Raw genomic sequence first — 26566 nt, 5'->3', positions numbered from 1 at the left:
TAAGGTTATTTGTAAATATTGCGTCTATAAGCAATACCTAATTTCGTTGCAATTAAATAATAAAAATGCAGCTTTCAAAACGAGGTTGTATTTCTTTAATAACAGATGTTAACTGTTTACTTTTCAAGCGGACTTGTAAAGCTAAGAGTCAAGATTATTTAACCGCTTTCTTGCATCTTGACTCTTAACTTCTTGCATCTTTTCTCAATCTACCATCCCGGCGTAAAGCCTAAACCAAATACAGGTTTACTAACGTCGGTACGATTAAACGGCACTGCCAGGTATGGCTCTAGCACAAAATATCCGAATATGTTAACCCTTAACGAAATTCCCGCGCTTAACGCAGGCACCCGCTGGGTAGGACTGTAAATTGTTTGTCCATTGGCATCCTTACCTATAGCGTCCGGGGCTTGCTGGAATTTTATCTGGTCGCCAGAGTTCCAGGCTAAACCGGCATCAAAAAAAGCATTTAGCTCAGTAAACAGGATCTTTGATTTAAACTGTGACAGTTTTTCAGGACCTGTGAATGGCAGCCTTACCTCAAAATTTGCTACAGCAATGCGGTTCCCTGAGAGCTGGTCTATAGTAAAGCCGTTTGTTAGCGTTTTTCCATTCCTGTTATAAAAAGTTTGTGCTTCATATCCGCGGATCAGGAACGGGTAGCCGGCATATAACTGATACAGGTTGCCGGTATTACCAAAGCGCCCGTAACCATATAACCGGGCAGCAAAGGTAACAGGAGCAACTCGCAGGTATTCTCTAAGATCAATGGTCGGGGCAAAAAAGCGGTAGGTGCCAAAATCATATTCTGCCTGTACGCGATATCGGTAACCGCTTAATGGGGATGCTACGCCAAAAAACGAATTATCACCAACAAGAGCCGTATTCACATTGAAAATTGTAAATGGTGTTAAGCTGTACCCGTTATTAGCTGGGTCTGAATTATATTGACTATTGGAAATATGTTTTTTGGTGTAATCCAATATGTTTCCAAGCGTGTCATAAATGGTGCTATATCTGTCTACGCGGTAATAATAATGTGCTATGCCCGTACCAAACTCAACCCGGGTTTTCTTGGTAATAGGGTAGGAAGTGAACAGCGAAGCCTGGTCCTGGAAGATCCTGATAAGGTCATACCTTTCTTCAACCGATGGAATAGTGGTTGTACTGTTTGGCTTGTATGTTGAATTGACAACGCTATAATTAGCTGTTTGGAACGGAATGTGCGAGATGCTGCCACCAATATTCCAGCGGCCTGTTTGATTAATGTAGGTGAATTGTCCGCCAAAATCATAGATTTCGCCATTTACTGCCAAACCCGCATAGATCTGGTTGCGGCCCAATATATCGCTAAAAACGCCCTGAACCCCGCTTGATAAACCTGTACCATACTGGCTTACTGACGCACCTATACCGCTACTGGCCAGGTAATCCATTTTAAACTTCGGTTTATAAGGGATGGTTTTTATGGAGTCGGTTGGTAATTTAGGATAAGCCAGGTAATTATTTAAGTTAGAGTTGATCAGATCCACACCTACAGCGCGGGCAGGAGGAAGGATGCCTGCGCCAAAGTCACCGGCTATATCACTAACCTGCTGCGCCTTAAAATCACTTGCCTTAGCATTGTAAAGCACATACTTCTGTTTATTGTAATACGAATAAACAATATCGTTATTGGTAGAAATGCTTAAAGCAGGAGCATACTCGGTTATGCCACTAATCCCTGTAAATAGGTTTGTCATCTGCTCAACGCTACCGGTTGCGGGGGTATAGCGGTACATATTACGAAAGCCATCATGATTTGACAGGAAATAAATTTGCGATCCATCAGACGAGTACTGCGGATTTAAATTATTTGCACCGTTAAATACTTTTATGTCGGTCACTTTTCCTGTAGCAAGATCAAGCTCGGCCAGGTTAAATGTTATCTGGTATGATAAGGTCTGATCGTAAGTAGTTCTGTCGCTCGAGAAAATGATCTTTTTGCCATCTCTTGAAAAACTTGGTTGGTAGTCGGTGTACTTATCATTAGTTAACTGTTTAACCTGCTTCGTGTCGAAATTGTACATATACAGATCGCCCTGACCTTCGGCGAGGCCCTGGCAAACGATGTTTTTTCCATCAGGCGACCATGACAGATTGCTGAATTGTTCAGCTTTGCCCATTGCAATATCATTGATGATGCTCCCTGAAGCTACATCAACCACCACCATACGGTTGATCCCTTTATTAAATACGCTAAAGGCAAACTTTTTACTATCCGGCGACCATGTACCGGCAGATTCAATAAAGTTAAATTCGTCAATATGCGTGTTTGATACTTTGCTGGTAAGCTTTCGTATAATTCGCCCGGTTTTAGCATCAGCCAAAAACAGATCGACGGCAAATAAATTCTTTTCTGATAAAAAGGCCAGGTATTTACCGTCCGGGCTAACTGCGGGCGCCAGGTTCATTTTACCTGAATTATGCTCATCAATTATCCTGGTACCGACCGGCACCTGTGCTGTGTCTTTTAAGTAAGGCTTGTAAGTAGCTTCAATGGAGCTTTTCCAAAGGCTGGAAAGCGTTTTGTCATCATAGCCAAAAGTACGCCTGATGCCATATGATAAGCCAAAACGCGCCGTGTTTTTAAAGAAAGGCACAATAACCGTATCGCCATATGTTGACCCAATAAACGACCAAAAAGCCTCGCCATAGCGGTAAGGGAAATATTTGTTGCTTTCGGTTAGGTCACGCACGGTTGGGATATCGTGGTTTAAATAAGCATCGCGCATCCACATGGCTGTATAGGAGTCTTTTTTTCCTAACGAAAGGTATTCGGCCATGCCTTCAATCATCCATAACGGCAAATTGCCTATATTCTCGAAAGTGGTGGAATCGCCGCCCTGTAATGCGTGGTATTGAAAAGCATGCACCAATTCGTGCCCGATAACATGGCGGGTCATCTGGTTGGTTTCCATAACCGGCATCACCACGCGGTTTTTTAATCCTTCGGTAATACCGCCGGTACCCACGTCAATCTCGCCGTCAATAGCTGTTGTTTGCTGAAAATCGGGATGATCGGCATATAAAATAATAGGGTTGGGCTTTTTAAATGTATCCCTGAAAACCTGCTGGTGTAAAGTGTACCAAAGCTCACTTTCCTGCGCAAAACGTTTGATCATGCTATCATTTTTTAGATAATAATAGATCTCGAAATGCGGAGTTTTGTAAACCTGGAACTTGAGTTTTTTATAACGTACCTTATTTTGCCCGAAATATTGTGCCTGGGCCCCGAGACTAAGCAACAGCGAACCAACTATAAAAAATAATATAACGAGGGATCTTTTTGCTCTGATAAAAAAAGGGAGGTGTTTATTCATATAGCGATAAATAGAATAAGGCTAAATTAGTTAAAAGTTGATTAAGTTGGATTAGGTTGACTGAGTTATGATATTTTAACCTAATCAACCACTCACTTAGTTAACTCAATCAACCATTACCCATACTCAATAAATTAACGATCCGTTGCCTTAGTCTCCGGAATTGTTGGTGTAACAGCAGGAGGGCCGGCCGGCTGGGCTTTTAATGAATCAAGCGGCCTGAATAAACTATCTGTTTGTGCTGAGTCAACCACCGGAAGCGGCGAAGGGCAATCGTATTTCTTAGTGATCTTTACCCATGGTTTAGGGAAAGGGCCGGGAGTGTAGCCTGATTTCGGATCGGCATAAACCTTTTCCATAAACCGGGCAAATATTGGCAGCGCGGTGTGCGAGCCTTCGCCTGTTTCTGAGCTGGTAAAGTGTACGCTGCGATCATCGTCGCCAACCCATACGCCCGTAACCAGGTCCTTTGTAATACCCATATACCAGCCATCAACATATTTTGACGAGGTGCCGGTTTTACCACCTATTTGGTTGCTGCTCTTTTTCCATAAGCCGGGGTATTCCCATAAGGCTTGTGAAGTGCCTCCCGGTTCTTCCATGCCTCCGCGGAACATATATAACATCAGCCAGGCAGTTTCCTCACTTATCACCTGTTCTTCTTTAAGCGTAAATTCTTTTAATACCGTGCCATCCTGGTCGGTTATTTTTGTTATCAGCAAAGGATCAACCTTTTTGCCTTTGTTCAGGAACGTGCTGTAAGCCCTCACCATTTCATAAACCGAAACATCGTTTGATCCTAGTGATACAGATGGAATGGCCTTTAACGGGCTTTCAATGCCAGCCTTATGTGCATATTCAACAACTTTATCCCAGCCAACCTTTTCTGTTACCTGCGCTGTTATAGAATTAACAGATTTACCCATAGCCCAGCGCAATGACATTTCCTGGTACGAAAAATGAAAATCGGCATTATTGGGCTCCCAAACCTGCGCGCGGCCCTCATCGGTATATTTAATGGATACAGGTTTATCAGTAAATTTATCGCAGGGACTAAAGCCATTGTCCAATGCTGTTAAGTAAGCAAATGGTTTAAATGTTGAGCCTGCCTGCCTGCGGGCCTGGTTTACGTGGTCGTAATTAAAATACCGGTAATCAATACCGCCAACCCATACCTTTATTTTTCCGGAAGTTGGTTCCATGGTCATCATGCCGGTGTTTAACAGGCGGGTATAATATTTTATAGAGTCGGCGCTTGAAAATGTAGTATCCTTTTCGCCATTCCATGTAAACACTTTCATGTGTTTGGGCTGTTCAAAGTATTTATTTATAAGCGCTGTATTATTGCCGTACTTTTTTTGAAGCATTGCATAAATAGGTAAATGCTGCTCTGCTTTCAACAAAAAGTCTTTTATTTCAACTCCGTTTAAATCCTGCCAGGGGTTTTTGTTTCCCCAAAGGTTATTGAAGCGTTTTTGCAGCATTTTCATCTTTTCGGCAACAGCTTCTTCGGCATATTGCTGCAGGCGCGGATCAATTGTGGTATATATTTTCAGGCCATCCTCATAAAGGTCATAATCATTTTCTTTTAACCATTTTTTCAGCCAGCGGCCAACAGCCTGCCGAATGTATGAATCGCCCTGGCCTTCATTTTCAACATAGCTTAGATCAAGCTTAATAGGCTGGCTGATGCTGGTATCGTAATCAGCCTTCCTGATGTAATTGTATTTAAGCATCTGCCCCAGCACCGTATTACGCCTTTCGAGCGAATGTTTTGGGTTATTTATAGGATTATAGGTTGATGTAGCCTTAAGCATGCCTATCAATGTGGCAGATTCATCAGCGTTAACCTTATCAGGCGTTTTGTTAAACAGCTTTAACGATGCCGTTTTTATACCAAATGTATTGTTGCCGAACGGAACGGTATTGAGGTATAAAGTAAGGATCTCCTGCTTGCTGTAAACATGTTCAATTTTAAAAGCAGTAAGCCACTCCTTGCATTTAAAAACAATCGTGCGGATAAGCGGAACATGCTTTATAAAGCCCTGCGATTTCTTTTTACGGGTTTCGAAAAGGTTTTTTGCCAGCTGCTGGGTTATGGTGCTGCCACCGCGTCTTTCGCCCGAGGCTGTTGAAAGTACGCTGGTAAAAAAGGAATAAAAGTCGACTCCGTTATGGTGATAAAACCTTACATCTTCAGTAGCAATAAGGGCGTTTATGATGTTTGGGGAAATCTGTTTGAATTCAACAGGCGAGCGGTTTTCTTTATAATAACGGCCAATCAGCGTTCCATCGGCATAATAAACCTCGGATGCAAGTGACATGCTTGGGTTTTTAATGTCGTGCATATCAGGCGAATAACCAAACAACCAAAGGAAATTTATTTCAATGGCGCAGAAAAATATAACAACAAAGTAGATAAAGATTAAAAAATATCTCAGGTATTGGTTTTTTATCCGTCTGAACATGGGGTAAAGATGTAAAATTATGGCCCTAAATCATAGGCAAATTAACAAATATTAACAACGTAATTTTTGAAGGTAAATTTTAAGCTAACTTGCATTTACCAATTTTATAAAATGAAAAGCATAATTAATAAATTTAAAATAACTGACGGAGAAAAATTTTCACTTAAGGAGTTTGATCCGGCCTATTCCGATGGCTTTAAAAAGGAGGAGGCGGAACCGGTATTGCAGGACCTGATCAAACAAACCTCAGATTTAGCTGCAACACTGTATGCTGATAACAGGTTCTCTTTACTCATTATATTCCAGGCCATGGACGCGGCAGGCAAAGACGGTGCGATAGCGCATACCATGTCGGGCTTAAACCCACAGGGTTGTGAAGTGCATAGTTTTAAACAACCCAGTGTAGAAGAGTTGGACCATGATTTTTTATGGCGGCATTACAAAGCTTTGCCTGAGTGTGGGCGCATTGGCGTTCATAACCGGTCGCATTATGAAAATGTGCTGATTACTAAGGTGCACCCCGAATTGTTGCTAAATGAGCATCTTCACTCAATTGATTCCGTTAAGGAAGTGGATGGCGCGTTTTGGGATCATCGTTATGAAAGCATTCGTTCATTTGAAAAACATTTGGTTAGTAATGGTACTATGATCATCAAATTTTTTCTGAATTTATCAAAAAACGAACAAAAAGAGCGCTTTTTAAAACGAATTGACGACCCTAAAAGAAACTGGAAGTTTTCGTCGGCAGATATCCGGGAACGGGAGTTTTGGGATGATTATATGAAGGCTTATGAAAAAGCCATAAAAGAAACTGCGACTAATCAATGTCCATGGTATATTATTCCTGCTGATAAAAAGTGGTTCACCCGGCTGGCCATCTCAACTATTATACTGGAAACTTTAAAAGGCCTTGATTTGAAATACCCGGTTTTGCCAAAAGAGGAGAAGGAAAAACTGGATGAGGCGAGGAAGTTGTTGGATCACTGATTTTAACAGATGTTTTTGATGAAGCTGATTTTTTTGATGATTTCACAGATTATGATACGGTAAGGTCGTAGAGACGCGATGCATCGCGTCTCCCACCAACCAAATAACAAGCAGTGAAACTTACGAAGTTTTCAAAACTTCGTAAGTTTTCTTCACTTTCCTCCAAAAATCAACGCAATCATTTAATCATATGAATCAACGGTTAACAAATTATTAAATATATCTATAAAATCTATAGATATTATATACTTTATTATATTTGTTGAATATTTAGCTTATCATGAACAGATCTTTACTTATCTCAACAATTATCGGCACAGGGATATTATCTATTAATAACACCTTTGCCTTGCAGCCAAAACCGGCGAATGCTGATGTTATCGTTCAATGGAACCTTATAACCGTTAAGGCAACAAAAATTGCAAAACAAAACAGCAACCTGGCCAGTCGTACAGAAGCTGTTGAAGCTATTGCGGTTTATGATGCTGTAAATTCTATTAAACATATCGGTACCCCGTATCATTATAACGTTGAGCCATCAGGCCCGGCTTCGGCGCAGGCTGCTGTGGTGCAGGCGGCACATGATGTGCTGGTGAATTATTTCCCCGCGCAAAGGCCGGCGCTTGATTCCGCATTGACCAATAGCCTGCAGGGAATAACAGACGGCCCGGTAAGTGCAGGCCGTGAAGTTGGTGCAGCGGCCGCTGCAGATATTATAGTTTTACGGGCAAATGATGGTTCAAGTCCGCTTACAACTTATGCCGGACCGGAAAAACCCGGTGTAGGAGCGTACCGGCCCACGCCCGGCAAATTTGCTCCGGGTATTGATGTAGAATGGGGGAATGTAAAACCGTTCCTTTTAAAAAGCGACAAACAATTTTTACCAGAACCACCGCCCGCAATTGGCAGCACTGAATATAAAAAAGCTTTAGCCGAGGTTAATGAACTTGGCGAAATCAAAAGTACCAAGCGTACTGAAGATCAAACTCATATCGCCCAGTTTTATAAACAAGATGCGGAGCTTACCGTTAACGAGGGTGCAAGATTACTGGCTGTAAGTCATGGTACTACTCTTGAGGAAAATGCGCTTATTTTTGTTTTGGTTGATATTGCCGAAGCTGATGCGCGCATTGAGATTTGGGGCGGAAAATACAAATATTTAGCATGGAGGCCTGTAACTGCCCTAAATGCTGAGGAGGACGGCTCTGTTAAAGCCTATACCAAATGGACGCCATTGATCACCACTCCGGCACATCCAAGCTACCCAAGCGGGCATAGCGCAACAGTTACTGCAGGTTACGAAGTGCTTAAGAAGTTTTTTGGTGATAAAAATCATTTGGAGCTGCGCACCACAACTGATGGTGAGCCTGCCCGTGTTGTTGAATCATTAAGCGCGGTTGAATTTGAGAATGGCTACAGCCGGATCTATGGCGGAATTCATTATGCTTTTGAGAATAACTCTGCACAGGATGTTGGTAGGAAAGTGGCAGATTGGGTGTTGAAGAACGGGCCGCACAAGAAATGATCACAGATGTTGGCTGATGATTTTGATGAAGCTGATGAGGAGGAAAACTTACGAAGTTTTCAAAACTTCGTAAGTTTATCGTTTGTGACTATTTTTTTGAGCCATGATTTTCCTGATTTTAGGATGACTTGATCTGGTCTTTAATGTTTTTGCGCTTTACAGATGTGGTTTTTTTTAGAGCATTATTTTCAATTGCTTTTTTTTTATCCCTATTTAATTGCCACCAAACTCTGAGCACAATGTAAAACAGAATACAAAATGATACTACTCCCCAAATCGGAGCAACACCTATTGTGCTATCATATGGCATTCCGTAATGGCCCATTTTACGTTGTAATTTAGGTTATAAAGCTGGTAATCCTAGTCTCTAATCACTCAACAACTATCTCATCCGCAAAAATATACGATGCGCCGCCTTTACTTTCGTGCCAGTCGGGGAGCGGACCGTATTGTTTGGCTATTACTTTGATATATCTTGTTTGTGTGTTTAGCGTAGCTGTAAAGTCCTGGGTTTGTACTTCAAGATCTTTTACATCCACTTTTGTGTTTACGGTTGCAGCCAGCTTGTAGTTTACGCCATCATTTGAGGTGTAATATTCAACTTGTTTTGGGAACACGATCCATGAGCCGGTATCTTGCAGCGCGCCAAAACTTACCTGTTTAACAGGTTTTACCTGCTGCAGATCAAGTATGGCAACCACATCATTGCCCTGGTAGCCCTGCCAATTGCCCAGGCGCCAGTTGGCTTTGCCGTGGATGCCGTTTATCAGCGTATTATCGCCCTGATCGGCATAGTTTGGCAGGTATTTGTTTACCAGGGTTAGCTTAATATCATCCCTGATTTTGTTAAATGTACCGGAAACGGCGAAGCTTGACCTGCCGCCTTCAATAGCTATAGCTTTAATGGTGGTATTGGATGAAACCTCAAATGGCCCTGCGTACAGCGTTGAATTAGCACCAGGAGCGGTGCCGTCAGTTGTGTAAAAGATCTTCGCGTTTTTATCGGCGCATTTTATTTCAACCTTTATCGGTTGTTTAAATGTTTTGGATGGCGCAATAATGTATGGATCAGATAAAATTAGGCTGTCAGTGATTTTTGAGGTTGGTTTTTCAAGGCCCTGAACAAAAAGGCTATTTGGCAACTTGCCGGTAAGTACTTCAAAATCGCCGCCATTGGCAATGTCTGCATGATCAATATAAAGCTTGTTATATGCTTTTTTATTGAGGTTCATGCCCTGCAGATAAATATTGGCGCGACTTACACCTGCGCCTGAATTAGTGATGGTGAATTTCTTACCATTCTCCAGGTTAATTACCGCTTTATCAAACTGCGGGATGCCTATTTGGAACTGCTGTTGTCCCGGCGCTATGTTATAAATGCCTAACGAGCTCATTACATACCATGCCGACATTTGTCCGCAATCTTCATTGCCTGATAAGCCATCGGGTTTGTCGCTATATTCCTCGCGTAAAATGCGGCTGATGTAAAGCTGGGTTTTTTCGGGAGCATCTGTAAAGTTATACAGGTAGGCCATGTGGTGGCTTGGCTCGTTGCCATGCGCATACTGGCCAATTAAACCGCTAACATCATCCTGCTGGCGACCGCTAAGTTTTGAATCTGTAGTAAACAATTCATCAAGCTTGGTTTCAAATTTCTGCCTGCCGCCCATTCTTTCTGCAAGGCCTTCAACATCCTGCGGCGCTAAAAACGAATATTGCCACGAGTTGCCTTCGGTATAATTATTATTGATCTCGGTAGGTTCAAAAGGGGTGTACCAGCCGCCGTTTGCACGGGCTTGCATAAAGCCATTCTGATCGTTAAAGTTGTTTTTCCAGTATTGGGCGCGTTTGATGAATTCGGCATAATCCTGTGGCTTGTTCAGCATTTTTGCCATTTGGGCAATGCACCAGTCATCAAAAGCATATTCCAGTGTTTTTGAAACAGATTCATGCTCATCATCAGAAAGCACCACCCCATTTTTACGGTATGAATCCAGCCCGAACTGGTTACGGTTTACAGCGGCTTTCATGGCGGTGAATGCTTCTTCGGCATTAAAATCACGGATGCCTTTTGCATAGGCATCGACAATAACCGGGATAGAATGATTGCCCACCATACAATAGGTTTCGTTGGATGCAAGCGGCCAGATTGGCAGCAGGCCGCCCTGCTCATACATCGCCAGAAACGATTTTATAAAATCCAATGTACGTTTCCGGTCTATCAGGTTAAGCAATGGGTCTTCGGCACGATAGGTATCCCACAAAGAAAATACAGTATAATAATTAAAGCCATCCGCTTTGTGCACCTTTTGATCCATGCCGCGATATTGGCCGTCGACATCGCTGTAAACATTTGGGGCAAGCATGGCATGATACAGCGCTGTATAAAATATGGTGTGCTTTTGTTTTACATAGTCAATTGCCGGCTGTTTCTTCTGCCCTTGTGGTAGCTTGCGGGCACCATTCCGGCTGTTATAGCCAGCGTTAGGGTCCTGCGTGTTTTGCGGAACTTGTTGCGCCGATGCGCTTGGCGCACCGCCTTCAACCTCAATTTTTGCCAGCTGATCTATCCAAAGCGTTTTTGCATCCCGCTGAACTTTTTTGAAATCGAAATCAGGCACTTCGGTATCCAGGTTTTTTAATGCGCCTTCCGCGCTTACTGATGAGATCCCAACTTTTGAGATCACCTCGCCCGGGTTATCAAACCGGAGATACATTTTTATGTTTTTCCCCTGCAGTTTGTTTTTTCCGGTTTGTAGCTGGTCGTCGCCGGCAATGCCATAGGTTTTAAACGGTTTTGAAAACCTGGCGCAGAAATATAATGACTGATCCGTAGCCCATGATCTTGATCTCCGGTAACCGCGGATCTCATGGTCGTTTACTACTTCTATCCATGAATCGAGCACTTTATCGCGGTGCTGCAGATCGATAATAATATTGGCTTCTTTTGTTGATGGGAAATTATACTTGTGTACCCCAACGCGAGTGCTTGCCGTAAGCTCAACATCAATATCATACTTATCCAAATGCGTTTTATAATAGCCGGGAGTAGCAATCTCGTTTTTCTTTTTAAAGCCCGACATATAATCGGTATTCTTAAACTTCGGCTCACCAGTGGTTGGCATAAACAACACATCACAGTAGTCAGCAATGCCCGTTCCGCTTAAATGTGTATGCGAAAAACCGTAAACCGTAGTATCGCTATAATAATAGCCGGAACAGCCATCCCACCCGGTTAAACGGGTATCAGGACTTAATTGCACCATCCCAAAAGGCACAACTGCACCGGGATAAGTGTGTCCATGGCCACCGGTACCGATAAAAGGATCTACATATTTGGTGTAGTCCTTTTTCTTTTGGGCCGATAAAGAAAGCGTGAAAAGTGAAACAAAACAAAACGACAGAACGCTGCGGGAGAAAAGCTTCATTGAATTACTGATGATTGTGAGGGGGTAAAAATAACCGGGATTAAGCAGATTTAACGAATTTTTAACACGATTTCTGGATTAATTTTGATTTGCAGGATGGAGATTGTATTGAAAATAATCCTGAAAATTATTTTAATCGTTAAATCGTGTTTATATCAAATGCATCCATATCCTTTAAAAAAGGTAATGCACGGCGGGTTTTCTTTACTTCGTCGGCAATTATGGTAAAGGTGTACATATCTTCTTCGTCGCGTTTGTAGTAAACTACGTTGCCGTTAGGGTCAATACAGGTTGAATCGCCGGAGTGATAAACTTCGTTGCCATCGTGGCCAACCCGGTTAACACCAATTACATAGGATTGGTTCTCAATTGCGCGTGCCAGGATCAGGGCGCGCCAGTGGGCAATGCGGCGCTCGGGCCAATTGGCTACTATCAGCAATAAGTCGTATTCAGCATCAACGTTGCGCAACCAAACCGGGAAACGCAGGTCATAACAAATCATCGGGCAAATATTCCAGCCGTTGAGTTCAACTATTAATTTTTTGTTGCCAGGGGTATAGGTTTCATGTTCTTTACCTAATGCAAAAAGGTGCCGTTTATCATAAAAAACGTAGGTGCTATCAGGGCGCATCCATATTAAACGGTTATAAAACTTATCATTTTCTTTAATGATCAGGCTGCCCGTGATCACACATGCATACTGGCGGGCAATTTTCTGCATCCATTTCATTGTTTTACCCCCCATTGGCTCGGCCAGCTTTTCGGCTTCCATGCTAAAGCCGGTATTAAACATTTCGGGTAAAATAATAAGGTTTGTTTTTTCGCGGATATTAGACAGGCGCAACTCAATGTTTTGCAGGTTCCTGTCAATATTTTCCCAATACAAATACCCCTGGAATACGGTAATTTTAAGATTGTCCATAAGCAGTTAGTCCATAGTCCATGGTCGGTAGTCCATGGCAGTTAGTTATTAAAAAAATTATAGAACGTTAAAAAGTTACCATCTACCATGGACTATCGACCATGGACCAAAATCAAACTTTCAACAATCTATCAACGGCTTTATCCAGCGTTTCTTGCATTTTTGCAAAACAAAAGCGTAAAACATGGTGATCAGTACCCTGGGTATAAAACACCGATGTGGGTATAGATGCCACTCCAATTTCCTTTGTTAAGCGCAGGGCAAAGTCGCTGTCTTTTTCGTCTGTTATGCTATTATATGTTACAGATTGAAAGTATGAACCCGAGCATGGCAAAAGCTCAAACCGGGTTTGTTCCAGCCCTTTACGAAAATGATCGCGCTTTTGTTGGAAAAAATCAGGTAAGGATAAATACGTATTTTCATCTTTCAAATATTCGGCTATTGCATACTGGATCGGCGCATTAACACTGAACACCAAAAACTGGTGAACTTTCCTGAATTCCTGCATTAAAAAAGCGGGAGCCATGCAATAACCAACTTTCCAGCCGGTAGCATGAAACGGCTTGCCGAACGAGGCCACAATAAAGCTGCGCTGTTGCAATTCGGGATAGCGGGCCATGCCATGATGGGTTTCGCCGTCAAATATTAAATGCTCATAGACCTCATCGCTCAAAATCAGGATGTCCTGGTTTTTTACTATCGCGCTTAGCTCGTCAATATCCTCTTTTTGCAGGATAGTAGCGGTTGGGTTATGCGGTGTGTTAAGGATGATCATCCTTGTTTTATTATTGATGAGGCGCCTTACCATATCCCAGGGGATTTTATAATCGGGCGGTGTAAGCTCTAATGATTTTACTATGCCACCGGCCAGTTTAATAGCAGGGGCATAACAATCAAAAGCGGGTTCAAATATAATTACCTCGTCGTTGGGGTTTATTACTGCGGTAATAGCCGTAAAAATGGCTTGCGTACCACCGGCTGTAATGGTTATTTCGGTGTCCGGATTATAAACTGCACCGTAAAGTTTTTCTGTTTTTTGCGCGATCTGTTCACGTAGCGCCATTACGCCAGGCATGGGTGCATATTGGTTATGCCCTTTCTTCATGGCGGTATTTACCAGTTTTATTAACTCAGGCGAGGTATTAAAATCAGGAAAACCCTGCGATAGGTTGATGGCCCCAACTTCATTTGCCAAAGCCGACATTACGGTAAATATAGTTGTGCCTGTTTGGGGCAACTTAGAGATGATAGGTGTCATGCAGGGGCTAAATTACGTTTTTGAGGTGAAAGGTAAAAGGTTTTTAAAAAGAGGTGAAAACTGAAAGGTAAAAGGCGAAAGGTTTTTGATGCGCTACCTTTTACCTTTCGCCTTTAACCTTTTACCTCAATACAGCAAGGTTTGTTGTTTCTATGCTACCTTTCGCCTTTTACCTTTTTCCTTTCACCGCTATTATTTACCTTAGTGCCATGAAGCAGCTGCAATATCTCTCATTAGTTTTTTTAATTATAGTTCTATCCTCATGTGGTTCGGGGAAAAAAGATGTACCTGTAATCGGCTTTGTTGATGCGTTCCAGGATGCATCTATCACCCCGGCAAAGACAGGTTTTATTGATGCTTTAAGGAAAAACGGATTTGAGGATGGTAAAAATATAAAAGTGGAGTACCGAAATGCGCAGGGCAGTATCCCAACTTTAACACAGATCGTGAATTTCTTTGTATCAAAAAAAGTTGATCTGATGGCTACCTGCACTACCTTATCATCCATAACAGCAGCACAAAAAACCAAAAGCATTCCCATTTTTATGATGGTTTCGCCAACGGTAAAGCTGATGAACATGGAAGATGCAAATGGCAAGGGACCTGCCAATTTATTTGGCACGGTTGAGAATGGTAATTATATTGATACTTCGTTTTCAAATATTCCTAAGTTTATAAAGCCAAAAGCGGGCAAACTGGTTGTCGGGATGATCTATAACCAATCGGAGCCTCAATCTGTCGATGCCCAAAAAAGGATCAAAGCAATGGCTGATAAGTTAAACATCACCCTGTTGGCATTGCCCTTAAATTCATCGGCAGAAGCGCAACTGGTTACAAAATCATTGCTTAATAAAAACATTGACGCTTTTTTTGCCAACCCGGATAACAGTGTATTCGCTTCTTTTGAAACTATATTAAAAAACTGCGATCAACAAAATGTACCTGTGTTTACCAGCGAAGCGGGTTTGGTACAGCGCGGTGCAGTTGCAGCATTTGGCGCAGATATTTACCAATGGGGATACCAGGCGGGCGAGCAGGCCGCACAGTTTTTAAAAACACACAGCACAGCAGGTTTACAGCCTGAAATGGTGAAGATTAGGCGAAGGGTATACAATGCCGCCGCCGCTAAAAAATATCACATAACCGTTCCTTCAAATTTCGAAGCCGTTAAATAAATGGATTTCTATCTGACCGCGTTATTACAGGGACTTTGTTTTTCGGCGCTTGCGCTGGGGATCTTTATTTCAATGAAGATCTTTAATATCCCCGATATTACAACTGATGGCAGCTATACTTTAGGTGCCGTGGTTACTGCGGTTATGATAACCCATCACCAGCCCACCTATATTATTTTACCAGTCGTAATAGTTGCAGGCGGTTTAGCAGGAGCATTGACGGGCATTATCCATACCAAATTAAAGATAAATGCCCTGCTTGCGGGCATCCTGGTAATGACGGCCCTGTACTCTGTTAATTTAACCTTAATGGGCACCTCAAACTTACCGCTAAACAATTTCCCAACCATATTTAACCTGTTAAACATAAGTGCCGACCCAAATCACAATACCTTTTGGGTAGTATCCATTTTTGTAATAATAATTGTTATCCTGATAGGTTACCTGCTTAAAACAGACTTCGGCATTGCCATGCGGGCAACAGGCAACAGCGAATCAATGATCCGTTCATTAGGCGTAAACACCGACCGGATGAAGATAACTGGCCTGGCATTAGCGAATGCCTTAACAGCGGTAAGTGGTTATTTGATAAGTCAGAATCAGGGTTTTACAGACATCAGCATGGGGATAGGAATAGTGATTGTTGGCCTTGGCTCCGTAATTATTGCTGAAACGCTGATCAATTGGTTCCGCATTACTTCGGTTTGGTTAAGCTTGATTTTGGTACTGGCGGGAGCTGTTATATTCCAGCTGGTATTGGCTATAACGCTTGAAATTGGGGTTGATGCCAATTTATTGAAGTTGGTAACTGCAGGTTTTGTGCTGGTAATAGTGAGTTTGCCACGTTTGAGGCTTTTAAGATGAATTTAAGCGACTTAAAATAATAAGATTATGGACCAGCTTTTTAACTTCGGAAATCTAATTACGTTACTGATTTTTCTTATTTATGAGTTGTTTTATAAAATATTTGTTGTAAATAAAATTGAATGGCGGGTAAAAAGGGATATTCTTAAAGAACAAACAGATATTGTAGAAAGTAATAAAGCCATTTATAATGAAAAACTCGAAACAATAAAAGCTCAAAATGCCGGTGAGAATGATAAGTTAAAACATGCTTTGGACAAACTTCTAACCTTGCAACTTCAACACAGAACAGAAGAAAGACAAGCCCTTGTCAATTTTTCAGAAAATTGCAATAGATGGATATTCAATTTATCAAGAATAAAATTTGAGAATTATAATGTTCGGAACATAGAAGAATTAAAACAGAAAATTGATGGGATTCGCGATGAGTATTTTTTAAATATATACGTGGACAGGGTGAAGATAATACTCTTTATAACAAACGAGTATGTCAATAATGAAATGAATACACTTGCAGAAGCGATTGAAAAATATAAATATGATATGGAGAGTATTTTGAATGAACTTTTAGGCTTACTAAATGAACAATATAATTCAAGGTATGAAGTGGAGATTTTAGATGAGTTTGGTGAAGGTATAATGACCGAATATAGTGTCAACAATACTTCGAAAATTAAGGAGTTGTTTCTGGTATTCGAGGATTTCAATGGAAAGAGCTTTGGTAATTGTAGAAAGCAAATAGAAAGCTTTGCTTTGTCAGCTAAATTATATCTAACTTCATCAGAATTTAATAGGCAGTAAGCCTATTAAATTTCTATGTTTCAGGTTTAAATGCTGCTAAGCATTAATTTTATACACGAACCTTCAATAATATTAATGATCAATATCACCAATATTCATAAAGTTTTTAACCCCGGCAAGCCTAACCAGGTAAATGCAGTTAACGGCATCGACCTGAAAATAAAAACCGAAGAATTTTTGGTTATAGTAGGCGCTAATGGTTCCGGTAAAACAACGCTACTAGACCTAGTTGCGGGCAGCATTTCTCCAACTTCGGGGAATATAATTATAGATGACAAGGATGTAACAAAGCTGCCCGACTATAAACGCAGTAAATGGATAGCCCGTGTTTTTCAAAACCCGATAAGCGGAACGGCATCCGACCTGAGCATCCTGGATAATTTCAGGCTGGCAACTATCCGTACCAAGCCCAAAGGCTTATCAATCGGCATAAATGATGTTTTTAAGGACCAGGTAAAAGAAAAGATCAGTACCCTGGGCCTGGGGCTTGAAAACAAGATAGAACAGCAAATGGGCACGCTATCCGGCGGGCAGCGACAGGCTTTAACTTTACTGATGAGTGTGATGGATAACTGTAAAGTTTTACTGCTTGATGAGCCAACTGCAGCCCTCGACCCACGGTCGGCAGAAGTAGTGATGCGCACTGCAGAAGAACTGATAAGGGATTACCGGCTTACTGCAATATTGATCACCCATAATTTAAAGGATGCCTATACTTATGGCAACCGTATTATATTAATGGGAGAGGGGCAGATCCAAAAAGACCTGGATGCCAAAGAGAAAAGAGCCCTTAAGCAAAATGATCTTTTTGATTGGTTCTCTTAAGGAAGAGTCAAGAATCAAGAGGACAAGAGCCAAGAATCAAGAAGTCAAGAATCAAGAATTAGAAAGGGAAAATAAAATTTACTGTCTTGCATCCTGATTCTTACTGTCTTGTCTCTTGATTCTTACAATCTTGCCTCTTACTCCTCTCCCCCTAAAAGGGTGATTTTCGCATGTTTAATTCACATCTTCCCAAATATTCAGCTGTTCCGAATATTTAAATAATATTATATTTATATCTTGCATAAAAAACATTTTTTACAATGAAATACACTAAGTTAACCTTGTCACTTCTGTTGTGCGCCGGTATGTATACCGCACATGCACAAAGCACAGAGGAACCTAAATCCAGTTACGATCAGCATAAAATTTTCAATCCATTATTTTATCCTGAAAAAGGAAATGAGTTTCGCACTGCCGGTGGCGCACCAGGCGCAAAATACTGGCAAAACCGTGCCGACTATAAGTTGAATGTTACTTTGGATACTGCTAAACATAGCGTAACAGGCACCACACTTATAACTTATACCAATAACAGCCCTGATCCGCTTGGCTTTTTATGGCTGCAGGTTGATCAGAATATTTATAAAGCAGATTCGCGCGGCGAAGCTACCAGTCCCGTTGAAGGCGGCAGGTTTACCAACAAAACATTTACCCAGGGCGATGAGATAAAAGGCGTTTACATTATAAAAAATGGCAAAACCGAAAAAGTAGATTACCTGGTAACTGATACCCGTTTGCAAATAAAGCTAAACGATACACTTAGAGCCGGTGGCGCAAAAACACAGATAAAGATTGACTACAAGTTTGACGTACCTGAATACGGAACAGACAGGATGGGCAGGCAAAAAACAAAAAACGGCTGGATCTATGAAATAGCGCAATGGTACCCGCGAATGGAGGTTTATGATGATGTTACCGGCTGGAACGTGATTCCTTACATGGGCGCTTCTGAGTTTTACCTTGAGTATGGTAACTTTGATTATACCATTACCGCACCGGCTAACCTGGTTGTGGTAGGCTCGGGCGAGCTGTTAAACCCTGCAGAGGTGTTCTCGCCAAAGATTCTGGGCAGGATGAATGCGGCAAAAAACAGCGATAAAACGGTAATGATAAAGGATTCTGTTGATCTTACCGGCAGCGATTCATATCCTGCAAAAGCAAACCTTACCTGGCATTTTTTCTGTAAAAACTCACGTGATGTATCATGGGCAGCTTCAAAAGCATTTTTATGGGATGCAGCCAGGATTAACTTGCCAAGCGGCAAAAAAGCGCTTGCACAATCTGTTTACCCAATTGAAAGTAAAGGGATGAATGCCTGGAGCCGCTCAACCGAATATGTAAAAGGTTGTATTGAGCTATACTCGAAAGAGTGGTTTGAATACACTTACCCTGTAGCTACCAACGTTGCCGGCATTGTAGGCGGCATGGAATATCCGGGTATTGTATTTTGCGGATCACAAAACCAGGGCGGCGGCTTATGGGAAGTTACCAACCACGAATTCGGCCACAACTGGTTCCCGATGATAGTAGGCTCGAACGAGCGTAAATATGCCTGGATGGATGAAGGCTTTAATACCTTTATAAATAAAGTTGATACCAAAGTATTTAACAATGGCGAATACTTTGAACCCGCTGATGCGCAAAAGGCAGCTGCTGGAATGTTTTCGCCTGATGCTGACGCTATTATGAATACCCCTGATGTAATTCAGCCTAACTATTTGGGTTATGCCGCCTATGAAAAACCTGCAATGGGTTTAACCATATTGCGCGAACAAATATTAGGAGAGGAACGTTTTGACTATGCCTTTAGAACTTATATTAAACGCTGGGCATTTAAACACCCTACGCCGTGGGATTTTTTCCACTCGATGGATAATGCCGCCGGTGAAGACCTGAGCTGGTTTTGGAAAGAATGGTTTACCACTACTTTAAAGCTTGATCAGTCGGTTAAAGAAATCAATTATGTAGATAACGATCCTTCAAAAGGCGCTTTAATTACTATAGAAAACCTGGAGGGTATGGCATTACCTGTAACTATTGCCGTTAAAGAAGAAAACGGCAATAGCAGCACTATTAAATTGCCTGCCGAGATCTGGCAACGCGGCGGAACGTGGACATTTGCCTATAAATCGACCTCGAAAATTACTTATGCTACGCTTGATCCTGATCATGTTTTACCCGATGTAAATGCACAGAACAACTCATTAAGCGGGGTTGCAATGACAAAAGGCATAACCGCGGCAACTGTTATTAAAAATTACCTTGATGCAGTAGGCGGCGAGCAAAGGCTTAAAGATGTAAATGACATTACCATAACTTCAGAGGGTACTGTACAGGGCTATACCTTTGTAAAGGTAAGCAAGTATAAAACACCAGGTAAATTTGCAATGAATATTACTGTGCCCAAGTATAACAATTTTAACTTAACCCATATTATTATAGATGGTGACAGCATAGAATTTAAGCAAAACGGCAGAACCGCCCCGCTTAAGGCAAAAACGGAAAGAGGCGCTGTAAGAGCACGTTACAAGCTTTTTCCTGAGCTAGATTTTAATAAACCGGGTTATACAGCGGTACTTGATAGCAACTACCAGGTTGTTAATGGCCAGTTAGCTTATTTAATTACGGTAACTTCTCCGGATAACATCAACGTAAAGTATTTTTACGATCAGAAAACCGGTTTAAAAGTTAAACAATTTACAGATGTGCCAAACGCAACGGTAATGGAATTTAGCGACTACCAAAATGTAAACACAGGTGTTAAACTGCCGTTTACAGAAATGAATAGTGTTAATGGTCAGCCAATTCAGTTTAAAATAAAAAGCGCAACAGCTAATACAGGGCTTACTAATGATACTTATAGGCAGTAGGTTGATTTAGTTGATTGGGTTAGATTAGGTTTATAAGTTGATCAACTTAATCTTTGAAATCGCCTGAAAATAGTTTTATATTGTTGTAGAGACGCCCCGATTTGTCGGGGCGTTTTTATATAGGGGGGCGGGATCGGCAAAGTAGGATTTGAATGCGGGAGACGCAAAGCATTGCGTCTCTACTATGACTCGTCCTAAAATAAGGTGACAATTGAAAATATTTGATAAGAGTCAATTTAATTGCGATCAAAAATCGAGATGATGGAAAAACTGAATTTATGATTATCGGCAAACAAGTATTACCTTCATGCTCAAATTATAATTATGCTTAAACATATATTTACTTTAATTTTTTGCTTGTTCGTTTTTACGGGCTCCTTTGCTCAAAAGGGAGGTTTAATATATTATTTAAAAAACTCCGGCAAACAGCTTTCAACAAAGGACCGTGCCGATTATTCAATGGTAGTTCTTCCGCCAGATACGAGTATTGATAAAAATTTGTATGTGGTTTATGAGTATTACCCCAACGGGAAGATAAGGCTGTTAACCAATTCAAAAACCAGGGATATAAATTTATTGTACGATGGCGGGTATATTGCTTATTATCCGAATGGCAAAAAGAAAGGAACGGGAAGTTTTAAAGACGGAAAGCCGGTTGGACACGAAGTTAATTACTTCCCGAATGGTAAGCTTTATTATACAAGTAATTATGGGGCCGACGGCAAAGTTACCTATGGTGAATGCCGTGACTCCACAGGTAAGGTTTTGGCTGAAAATGGTAATGGCAGTATGGTATTGTTAGATGAGCATTTTGCCGGTATAATAGCAGAAGGGAAAATTGACAGTGGAAAAGAAGATGGGATCTGGCATTTGAAAAAAGACGATTCAATAGCAGTTGAAAATGAGTATAATAATGGCAATTTAATTTATTCTAAAAATACTTATAAATCGGGTAAAATAGCTTTTACAAAAGTAGAGGAGAATCCCGGATCTACAGGCGGAATGGACGCATTTATAAGATTTTTGGCAAAAAACATTCGTTATCCCATAGAAGCAATAAAGAATGGAACACAAGGAAAGGTAATAGTTAGTTTTATTTGTGGAATTGACGGCAAATTAACCGACATATATGTTGCGAGGGGAATAGGAGACGGCTGCGATGAAGAAGCTGTAAGGGTAATAAAACTTTTCCCTTCATGGAAACCAGGATATGTACATGGAAAACCGGTAAATGTTGCATATAGTGTACCTATCGGCTTTGCAACAAACTAAAAAGGCTCTCACCATCTCTGATGAAAGCCTTTTCCTGTAGTTTAAAGCTATAATTAAATAACGCCGGTATCAAACAATACCTGGTTCATGTTACGTACGGCATCAGCGCTTTTGTTAAATTCAGCCTGTTCAGCATCGCTTAATTTAAAGTTGAGGATCTTTTCAAATCCGCCTTTACCAAGGATAACAGGAACAACCAAAGAGATGTCTTTTTGACCGTATTCACCGTCAAGTGCAACACCGCACGAGATCAGTTTTTTCTCATCGCGTACAATGCTTTCAACCATTGCAGCAGTACCTGCGCCCGGTGCATACCATGCAGAGGTGCCAATTAGCTTGGTTAAAGTAGCGCCACCAACCATTGTTGCCGCAACCACTTTATCCTGTTGTTCTTTGCTTAATAATTGAGTTACCGGGATACTGTTCCAGGTAGCATGGTTAATTAACGGGATCATTGTAGTATCACCGTGACCGCCAATAACAACAGCATTTAAGTCTGCTGGTGAGCAGCCCAATTCCTGGCTCAAGTAATATTTAAACCTTGATGAATCCAAAGCGCCACCCATACCTAAGATTCGGTTTTTTGGTAAGCCAGAAGTTTTCAGAGTAAGGTAGTTCATAGTATCCATCGGGTTCGAAACCACAATGATGATGGTGTTCGGAGAATATTTAAGGATATTTTCGGTAACGCTTTTTACAATATTGGCGTTTGTGCCGATAAGCTCTTCGCGGGTCATGCCCGGTTTACGCGGCAAGCCAGAGGTTATAACAACCACTTCTGAATCAGCAGTAGCCGCATAATCACTGGTAACACCTTTAACTTTAGTATCAAAACCTAAAAGGGCAGAGGTTTGCATCATATCGATAGCTTTGCCTTCGGCAAAACCTTCGCGGATGTCTAATAAAATAAGTTCTTCGGCCAATTCTTTCCTGGCGATATTATCCGCGCAGGTAGCGCCTACAGCTCCGGCACCAACAACAGTTATCTTCATATTATTTGATTTTTGCAGATGGAAAATTAAACTGGCCGAAGATAGATATTTATATTTTTCCCTGTGTAAAAAATGTGCAATATGTGGTATGATTTCGGATTTCGGAATTTCGATTTCGGATTTATGAGGTACGAGTGTACAAAAGATTCGTTGTCCCTTACAGTAAGAGCCTTCGGCTCGACACATTTTGTAACAACGGGTTTCAACCCGTTGAGAACTGATATCGAACGTACGGAGTGCCGTCGGCACGATGCATATCAATCTTAGGAAGTATTTACCATTTTACATGGATTTATATGGACCGAACCTATTGTTCTTTTTTATCTGCTTTTTATAGCCAACGGATTAAAATCCGTTGTTACAATATAGGTCGAGGTAGCACTAAGTGAGGATAATACCTCTATCTGGCCGAAAATATTAATAACCAAGGGTTCAAAAAGATCAGGAATAGTTGCTTTTGAACCGCCGCATCAAACAAATGAGGTTTTAATATCATTATTAAGCCTTTCAATGATATTTTATCCTAAACGGTTTTTGCTTTTTTGAGCCATTTTTTAACCGGTTGTTAATAAGTTGGCCAATACAGATCGCTTTTTAGCCATTTTCATACTATAAACACGGATTTTTGAAAATATTTAGAATTTTTTTAACATTTTGTAATGAAATTTATAAAAATAATTTAAATTCGCAACATTATTTGTAGATAACGTTACAAAAAATAAGATTTCAACCCTATATTATAAATTCATTAAACAATGGCAACTAAACTTGAGTACATTTGGCTTGATGGCTACAAACCAACACAAAGCCTGCGCAGTAAAACAAAAATTGAAAAAGATTTCAGCGGTAAATTAGAAGATTGCCCAAATTGGAGCTTTGACGGTTCATCAACCGAGCAGGCACCGGGCGGATCATCTGATTGCGTTCTGAAACCTGTTTTTATTTGTAAAGATCCGGGAAGGCTTGATGCTTACCTTGTAATGTGCGAAGTACTTGATTCAACCGGCGCTCCTCACGAGTCAAATGGCCGTGCTTTGATCCAGGATGATGATAATGATTTTTGGTTTGGCTTTGAGCAGGAGTACTTTTTATGGGATCCTGAAACTAACAAACCCCTTGGCTTCCCAGCTGGTGGTTATCCAGGTCCGCAAGGCCCTTACTACTGTTCAGTTGGTGCAAACAATGCTTACGGACGCGATATTGTTGAAGAGCATTTGGATATTTGTCTTGAAGCAGGTTTAAATGTTGAAGGTATCAACGCTGAAGTTGCTGCCGGTCAGTGGGAATTCCAGATCTTTGCAAAAGGCGCTAAAGAAGCTGGTGACCAGATTTGGGTTGCACGTTACCTGCTTGAAAGAATTGGTGAATCACATGGTGTTTCTATCAACTGGCATTGCAAACCATTGGGCGAATTAGACTGGAATGGTTCTGGTATGCACGCTAACTTCTCAAACACAACGTTAAGAACTGCAGGCAGCAAAGCAACTTATGATATAATTTGCGAAGCTTTCCGTCCGGCAGTTGCTGAATGTATAGCTGTTTATGGTGCACATAACGAATTGCGTTTAACCGGTAAACACGAAACTGCTTCTATCCATGACTATAGCTATGGTGTATCAGATCGCGGTGCTTCAATCCGCATCCCGCTTTACACTGTACAAAAAGGCTGGAATGGTTACCTGGAAGATCGTCGCCCTAATTCGGCTGCTGATCCGTACAAAGTAGCTGCTGTTATTATCAAAACAGTAAAGTCGGCTAAAGTTTAATTTCCTAACTAAATTAAATATGTTCTTATCCCCTGGTTGTAAAACGCCGGGGGATTTTTTTTTCAACGGATTAAAATCCGTTGCTGCAAGATAGGTCGAGGCTATGCCTCTGATTTGTCCTGAGCAAAGTGCTGTTAACGGATCAGACTTACAGTAAATACCTGCCGGATTTAATAAGACTTAGGCCACTAACCGGCAAATTGTATAAATATACCCAGCACATTACCGATTCATTACCAGTTTCAATAGCTATACTTTCCCTGATGAATAAATTTGGCTGTGCTTGATCAGCTGCAAATCCTTCATAATAATCCAATTGCTTCAATACATTATCCTGATCATTAATTAAGAAAACTTTACCATGTACATAATAGGCGCTATCGGCATCTGATACGGCTCCAGGGTATTCGCCGATATCATAAAGCCTGCCTTTAAATTTACCCTCGGCATAAAAAGAACATTTGGCATTTAAATAGGCGCCAAATTCATTCTGCTTATCTAACAAGGTTCCGTAAACAAATAAATAAGAAGGTGCTTCTTTCAATTGTTAAGATTTTAGTCAAACAAAGATAGCGCTCGTAGCGTAATACAATAGAGCAATGTTTTGCGACAGCTCAACAACATATTTTATTGTTTTAAGCATTACATTTGTTGTGCTTAAATTGCTCCGTCAATTATTCTACATGTTATGAATGAAGATCAGATTAAAACCTACCTTAAAGAAAACGATATAAAAAAAATAAAGTTCGCATTTGCCGATATTGATGGTGTTTTGCGTGGCAAGGTGATCCATCAAAAAAAATTTGTTGATGGCTTGCATGACGGCTTTGGCTTTTGTGATGTTGTATGGGGATGGGATAGCAGCGATGCCTGTTATGATAATGTAAAACTTACCGGGTGGCACACAGGTTATCCTGATCAGATGTGCCGGATTGATTTGTCAACCTTTCGAACCATTCCATGGGATGAAAATATCCCATTTTTTCTGGGCGATTTTAGTAAGGCCGATGGGAATGACCTGCCAGCCTGCGGGCGCAGCCTGTTAAAACGCATCTCCAAACAATGTGAAGACCTGGGCTATCACCCCGAATTTGCACAGGAATTCGAATGGTTTAATTTCAGGGAAACACCGCAAAGCCTGCAGGATAAAAGCTTTACCAATTTAGAAAGCCTTACCCCGGGGATGTTTGGTTATTCCATATTGCGGACCTCGTTAAATGATGAGTTTTATAACGATCTTTTCGACCTGCTGCTGCAGTTTAATGTACCGCTGGAAGGTTTGCACACAGAAACCGGTCCGGGGGTATATGAAGCGGCTATTTTGCACGATCATGTTATGGAAGCTGCAGATAAAGCGGTTTTGTTTAAAACAGCCGTAAAAGAAATAGCCAACAAGCATGGCATAATGGCAACATTTATGGCCAAGTGGAACGAAAACCTTCCGGGTTGCAGTGGACATATTCACCAAAGCTTGTGGACAAAAGATCAATCAAAAAATCTTTTTTACAGTGCGAAGGATGAATATAATATGAGCGACCTGCATAAACATTACCTGGCCGGCCAGCTACACTGCCTGCCGCATATTCTGCCCATGTTTGCGCCAACTATTAACAGCTATAAACGTTTGGTTGAGGGTGCCTGGGCGCCAACTACAGTTACATGGGGAATTGATAACCGCACAACAGCCCTTAGGGTGATCCATACATCAGAAAATTATACCCGCCTGGAAACCCGGATCCCCGGGTCAGATACCAATCCATACCTTGCGATGGCTGCGGCCCTGGCATCGGGTTTATATGGAATAAAAAACAAACTGCCTTTAACCATCCCTGCAACAGTGGGTAATGGTTACCAGGATAAAAGAAATGGCAGCCTTTCCTCAAATCTTCATGACGCAACAATGATTATGAAAGAATCGGCCATTGCCAAAGAATTATTTGGCGAAGCATTTGTTGATCATTTTGCAAATACCAGACTCTGGGAGTGCAGGCAATACGGCAAAAGTGTAACTGATTGGGAACTGAAAAGATACTTCGAGATAATATAACTAA

17 protein-coding genes are annotated in these 26566 nt (G+C 41.3%); 10 read left to right on the top strand and 7 right to left on the bottom strand.

Annotation, left to right across the window (positions count from 1 at the left end):
- Positions 1-209 precede the first annotated feature (209 nt).
- Both BUE31_RS05110 and BUE31_RS05105 read right to left on the bottom strand, forming a co-directional pair.
- Entirely contained in the window at positions 210-3362 is a 3153-nt protein-coding gene (locus tag BUE31_RS05110) for a DPP IV N-terminal domain-containing protein (RefSeq protein ID WP_073400863.1), read from the bottom strand.
- Between the two features lie 134 nt (positions 3363-3496).
- Positions 3497-5830: a transglycosylase domain-containing protein gene (locus BUE31_RS05105; RefSeq protein ID WP_083619321.1), complete on the bottom strand. Its 2334-nt coding sequence runs from the start codon at positions 5828-5830 to the stop codon at positions 3497-3499.
- A 111-nt stretch (positions 5831-5941) separates the two neighbouring features.
- Between BUE31_RS05105 and BUE31_RS05100 the strand changes: the two genes are divergently transcribed.
- The gene (locus BUE31_RS05100) at positions 5942-6817 is read left to right on the top strand and encodes a polyphosphate kinase 2 family protein (RefSeq protein ID WP_073400862.1); all 876 of its coding nucleotides are present in this window, start codon (positions 5942-5944) and stop codon (positions 6815-6817) included.
- Positions 6818-7097: 280 nt separating this feature from the next.
- Complete coding sequence (locus BUE31_RS05095) at positions 7098-8342, top strand: vanadium-dependent haloperoxidase (RefSeq protein ID WP_073400860.1); 1245 nt, start codon at positions 7098-7100, stop codon at positions 8340-8342.
- A gap of 371 nt (positions 8343-8713) precedes the next feature.
- On the opposite strand, the gene BUE31_RS05085 is transcribed toward BUE31_RS05095, so the two are convergent.
- The 3 genes from BUE31_RS05085 to BUE31_RS05075 form a co-directional block, all read right to left on the bottom strand.
- The gene (locus BUE31_RS05085; RefSeq protein WP_073400857.1) at positions 8714-11770 is read right to left on the bottom strand and encodes a GH92 family glycosyl hydrolase; all 3057 of its coding nucleotides are present in this window, start codon (positions 11768-11770) and stop codon (positions 8714-8716) included.
- A 139-nt stretch (positions 11771-11909) separates the two neighbouring features.
- Entirely contained in the window at positions 11910-12692 is a 783-nt protein-coding gene (locus tag BUE31_RS05080) for an amidohydrolase (protein ID WP_073400855.1), read from the bottom strand.
- A 112-nt stretch (positions 12693-12804) separates the two neighbouring features.
- Complete coding sequence (locus BUE31_RS05075; RefSeq protein WP_073400853.1) at positions 12805-13950, bottom strand: methionine aminotransferase; 1146 nt, start codon at positions 13948-13950, stop codon at positions 12805-12807.
- Between the two features lie 209 nt (positions 13951-14159).
- On the opposite strand from BUE31_RS05075, the gene BUE31_RS05070 reads away from it, so the two are divergent.
- The 6 genes from BUE31_RS05070 to BUE31_RS05045 all read left to right on the top strand — a co-directional run bounded on the left by BUE31_RS05070 (position 14160) and on the right by BUE31_RS05045 (position 21757).
- The gene (locus tag BUE31_RS05070) at positions 14160-15125 is read left to right on the top strand and encodes an ABC transporter substrate-binding protein (RefSeq protein WP_073401683.1); all 966 of its coding nucleotides are present in this window, start codon (positions 14160-14162) and stop codon (positions 15123-15125) included.
- Complete coding sequence (locus BUE31_RS05065) at positions 15126-15989, top strand: ABC transporter permease (protein ID WP_073400851.1); 864 nt, start codon at positions 15126-15128, stop codon at positions 15987-15989.
- Between the two features lie 27 nt (positions 15990-16016).
- The gene (locus BUE31_RS05060) at positions 16017-16790 is read left to right on the top strand and encodes a hypothetical protein (RefSeq protein WP_073400850.1); all 774 of its coding nucleotides are present in this window, start codon (positions 16017-16019) and stop codon (positions 16788-16790) included.
- A 75-nt stretch (positions 16791-16865) separates the two neighbouring features.
- Positions 16866-17615, top strand: a complete 750-nt coding sequence (locus BUE31_RS05055; protein WP_073401681.1) for an ABC transporter ATP-binding protein — start codon at positions 16866-16868, stop codon at positions 17613-17615.
- A gap of 260 nt (positions 17616-17875) precedes the next feature.
- On the top strand, positions 17876-20485 hold the full coding sequence (locus tag BUE31_RS05050) for a M1 family metallopeptidase (RefSeq protein WP_073400848.1): 2610 nt from the start codon (positions 17876-17878) through the stop codon (positions 20483-20485).
- A 324-nt stretch (positions 20486-20809) separates the two neighbouring features.
- Complete coding sequence (locus BUE31_RS05045; protein ID WP_073400846.1) at positions 20810-21757, top strand: energy transducer TonB; 948 nt, start codon at positions 20810-20812, stop codon at positions 21755-21757.
- A 53-nt stretch (positions 21758-21810) separates the two neighbouring features.
- Here the strand turns inward: BUE31_RS05045 and mdh are convergent, their stop codons facing one another.
- The gene (mdh, locus tag BUE31_RS05040; RefSeq protein WP_073400844.1) at positions 21811-22749 is read right to left on the bottom strand and encodes a malate dehydrogenase; all 939 of its coding nucleotides are present in this window, start codon (positions 22747-22749) and stop codon (positions 21811-21813) included.
- Positions 22750-23504: 755 nt separating this feature from the next.
- Between mdh and BUE31_RS05035 the strand changes: the two genes are divergently transcribed.
- Positions 23505-24515 carry a glutamine synthetase beta-grasp domain-containing protein gene (locus BUE31_RS05035; protein WP_073400842.1) on the top strand — a complete coding sequence of 337 codons (1011 nt, stop codon included), beginning with the start codon at positions 23505-23507 and terminating at the stop codon, positions 24513-24515.
- A 148-nt stretch (positions 24516-24663) separates the two neighbouring features.
- Here BUE31_RS05035 and BUE31_RS05030 read toward each other — a convergent pair whose 3' ends face one another.
- A complete protein-coding gene (locus BUE31_RS05030; protein ID WP_073400841.1) occupies positions 24664-25059 on the bottom strand; it encodes a gamma-glutamylcyclotransferase family protein in 396 nt (131 codons plus the stop codon).
- A gap of 144 nt (positions 25060-25203) precedes the next feature.
- Between BUE31_RS05030 and BUE31_RS05025 the strand changes: the two genes are divergently transcribed.
- A complete protein-coding gene (locus tag BUE31_RS05025) occupies positions 25204-26562 on the top strand; it encodes a glutamine synthetase family protein (protein ID WP_073400839.1) in 1359 nt (452 codons plus the stop codon).
- The last annotated feature ends 4 nt before the right edge of the window (positions 26563-26566 follow it).

Origin of the sequence: Mucilaginibacter sp. OK098, from assembly GCF_900142915.1 — a bacterium.
GTDB lineage: Bacteria > Bacteroidota > Bacteroidia > Sphingobacteriales > Sphingobacteriaceae > Mucilaginibacter.
This window is presented reverse-complemented; position numbering and strand designations above follow the sequence as displayed.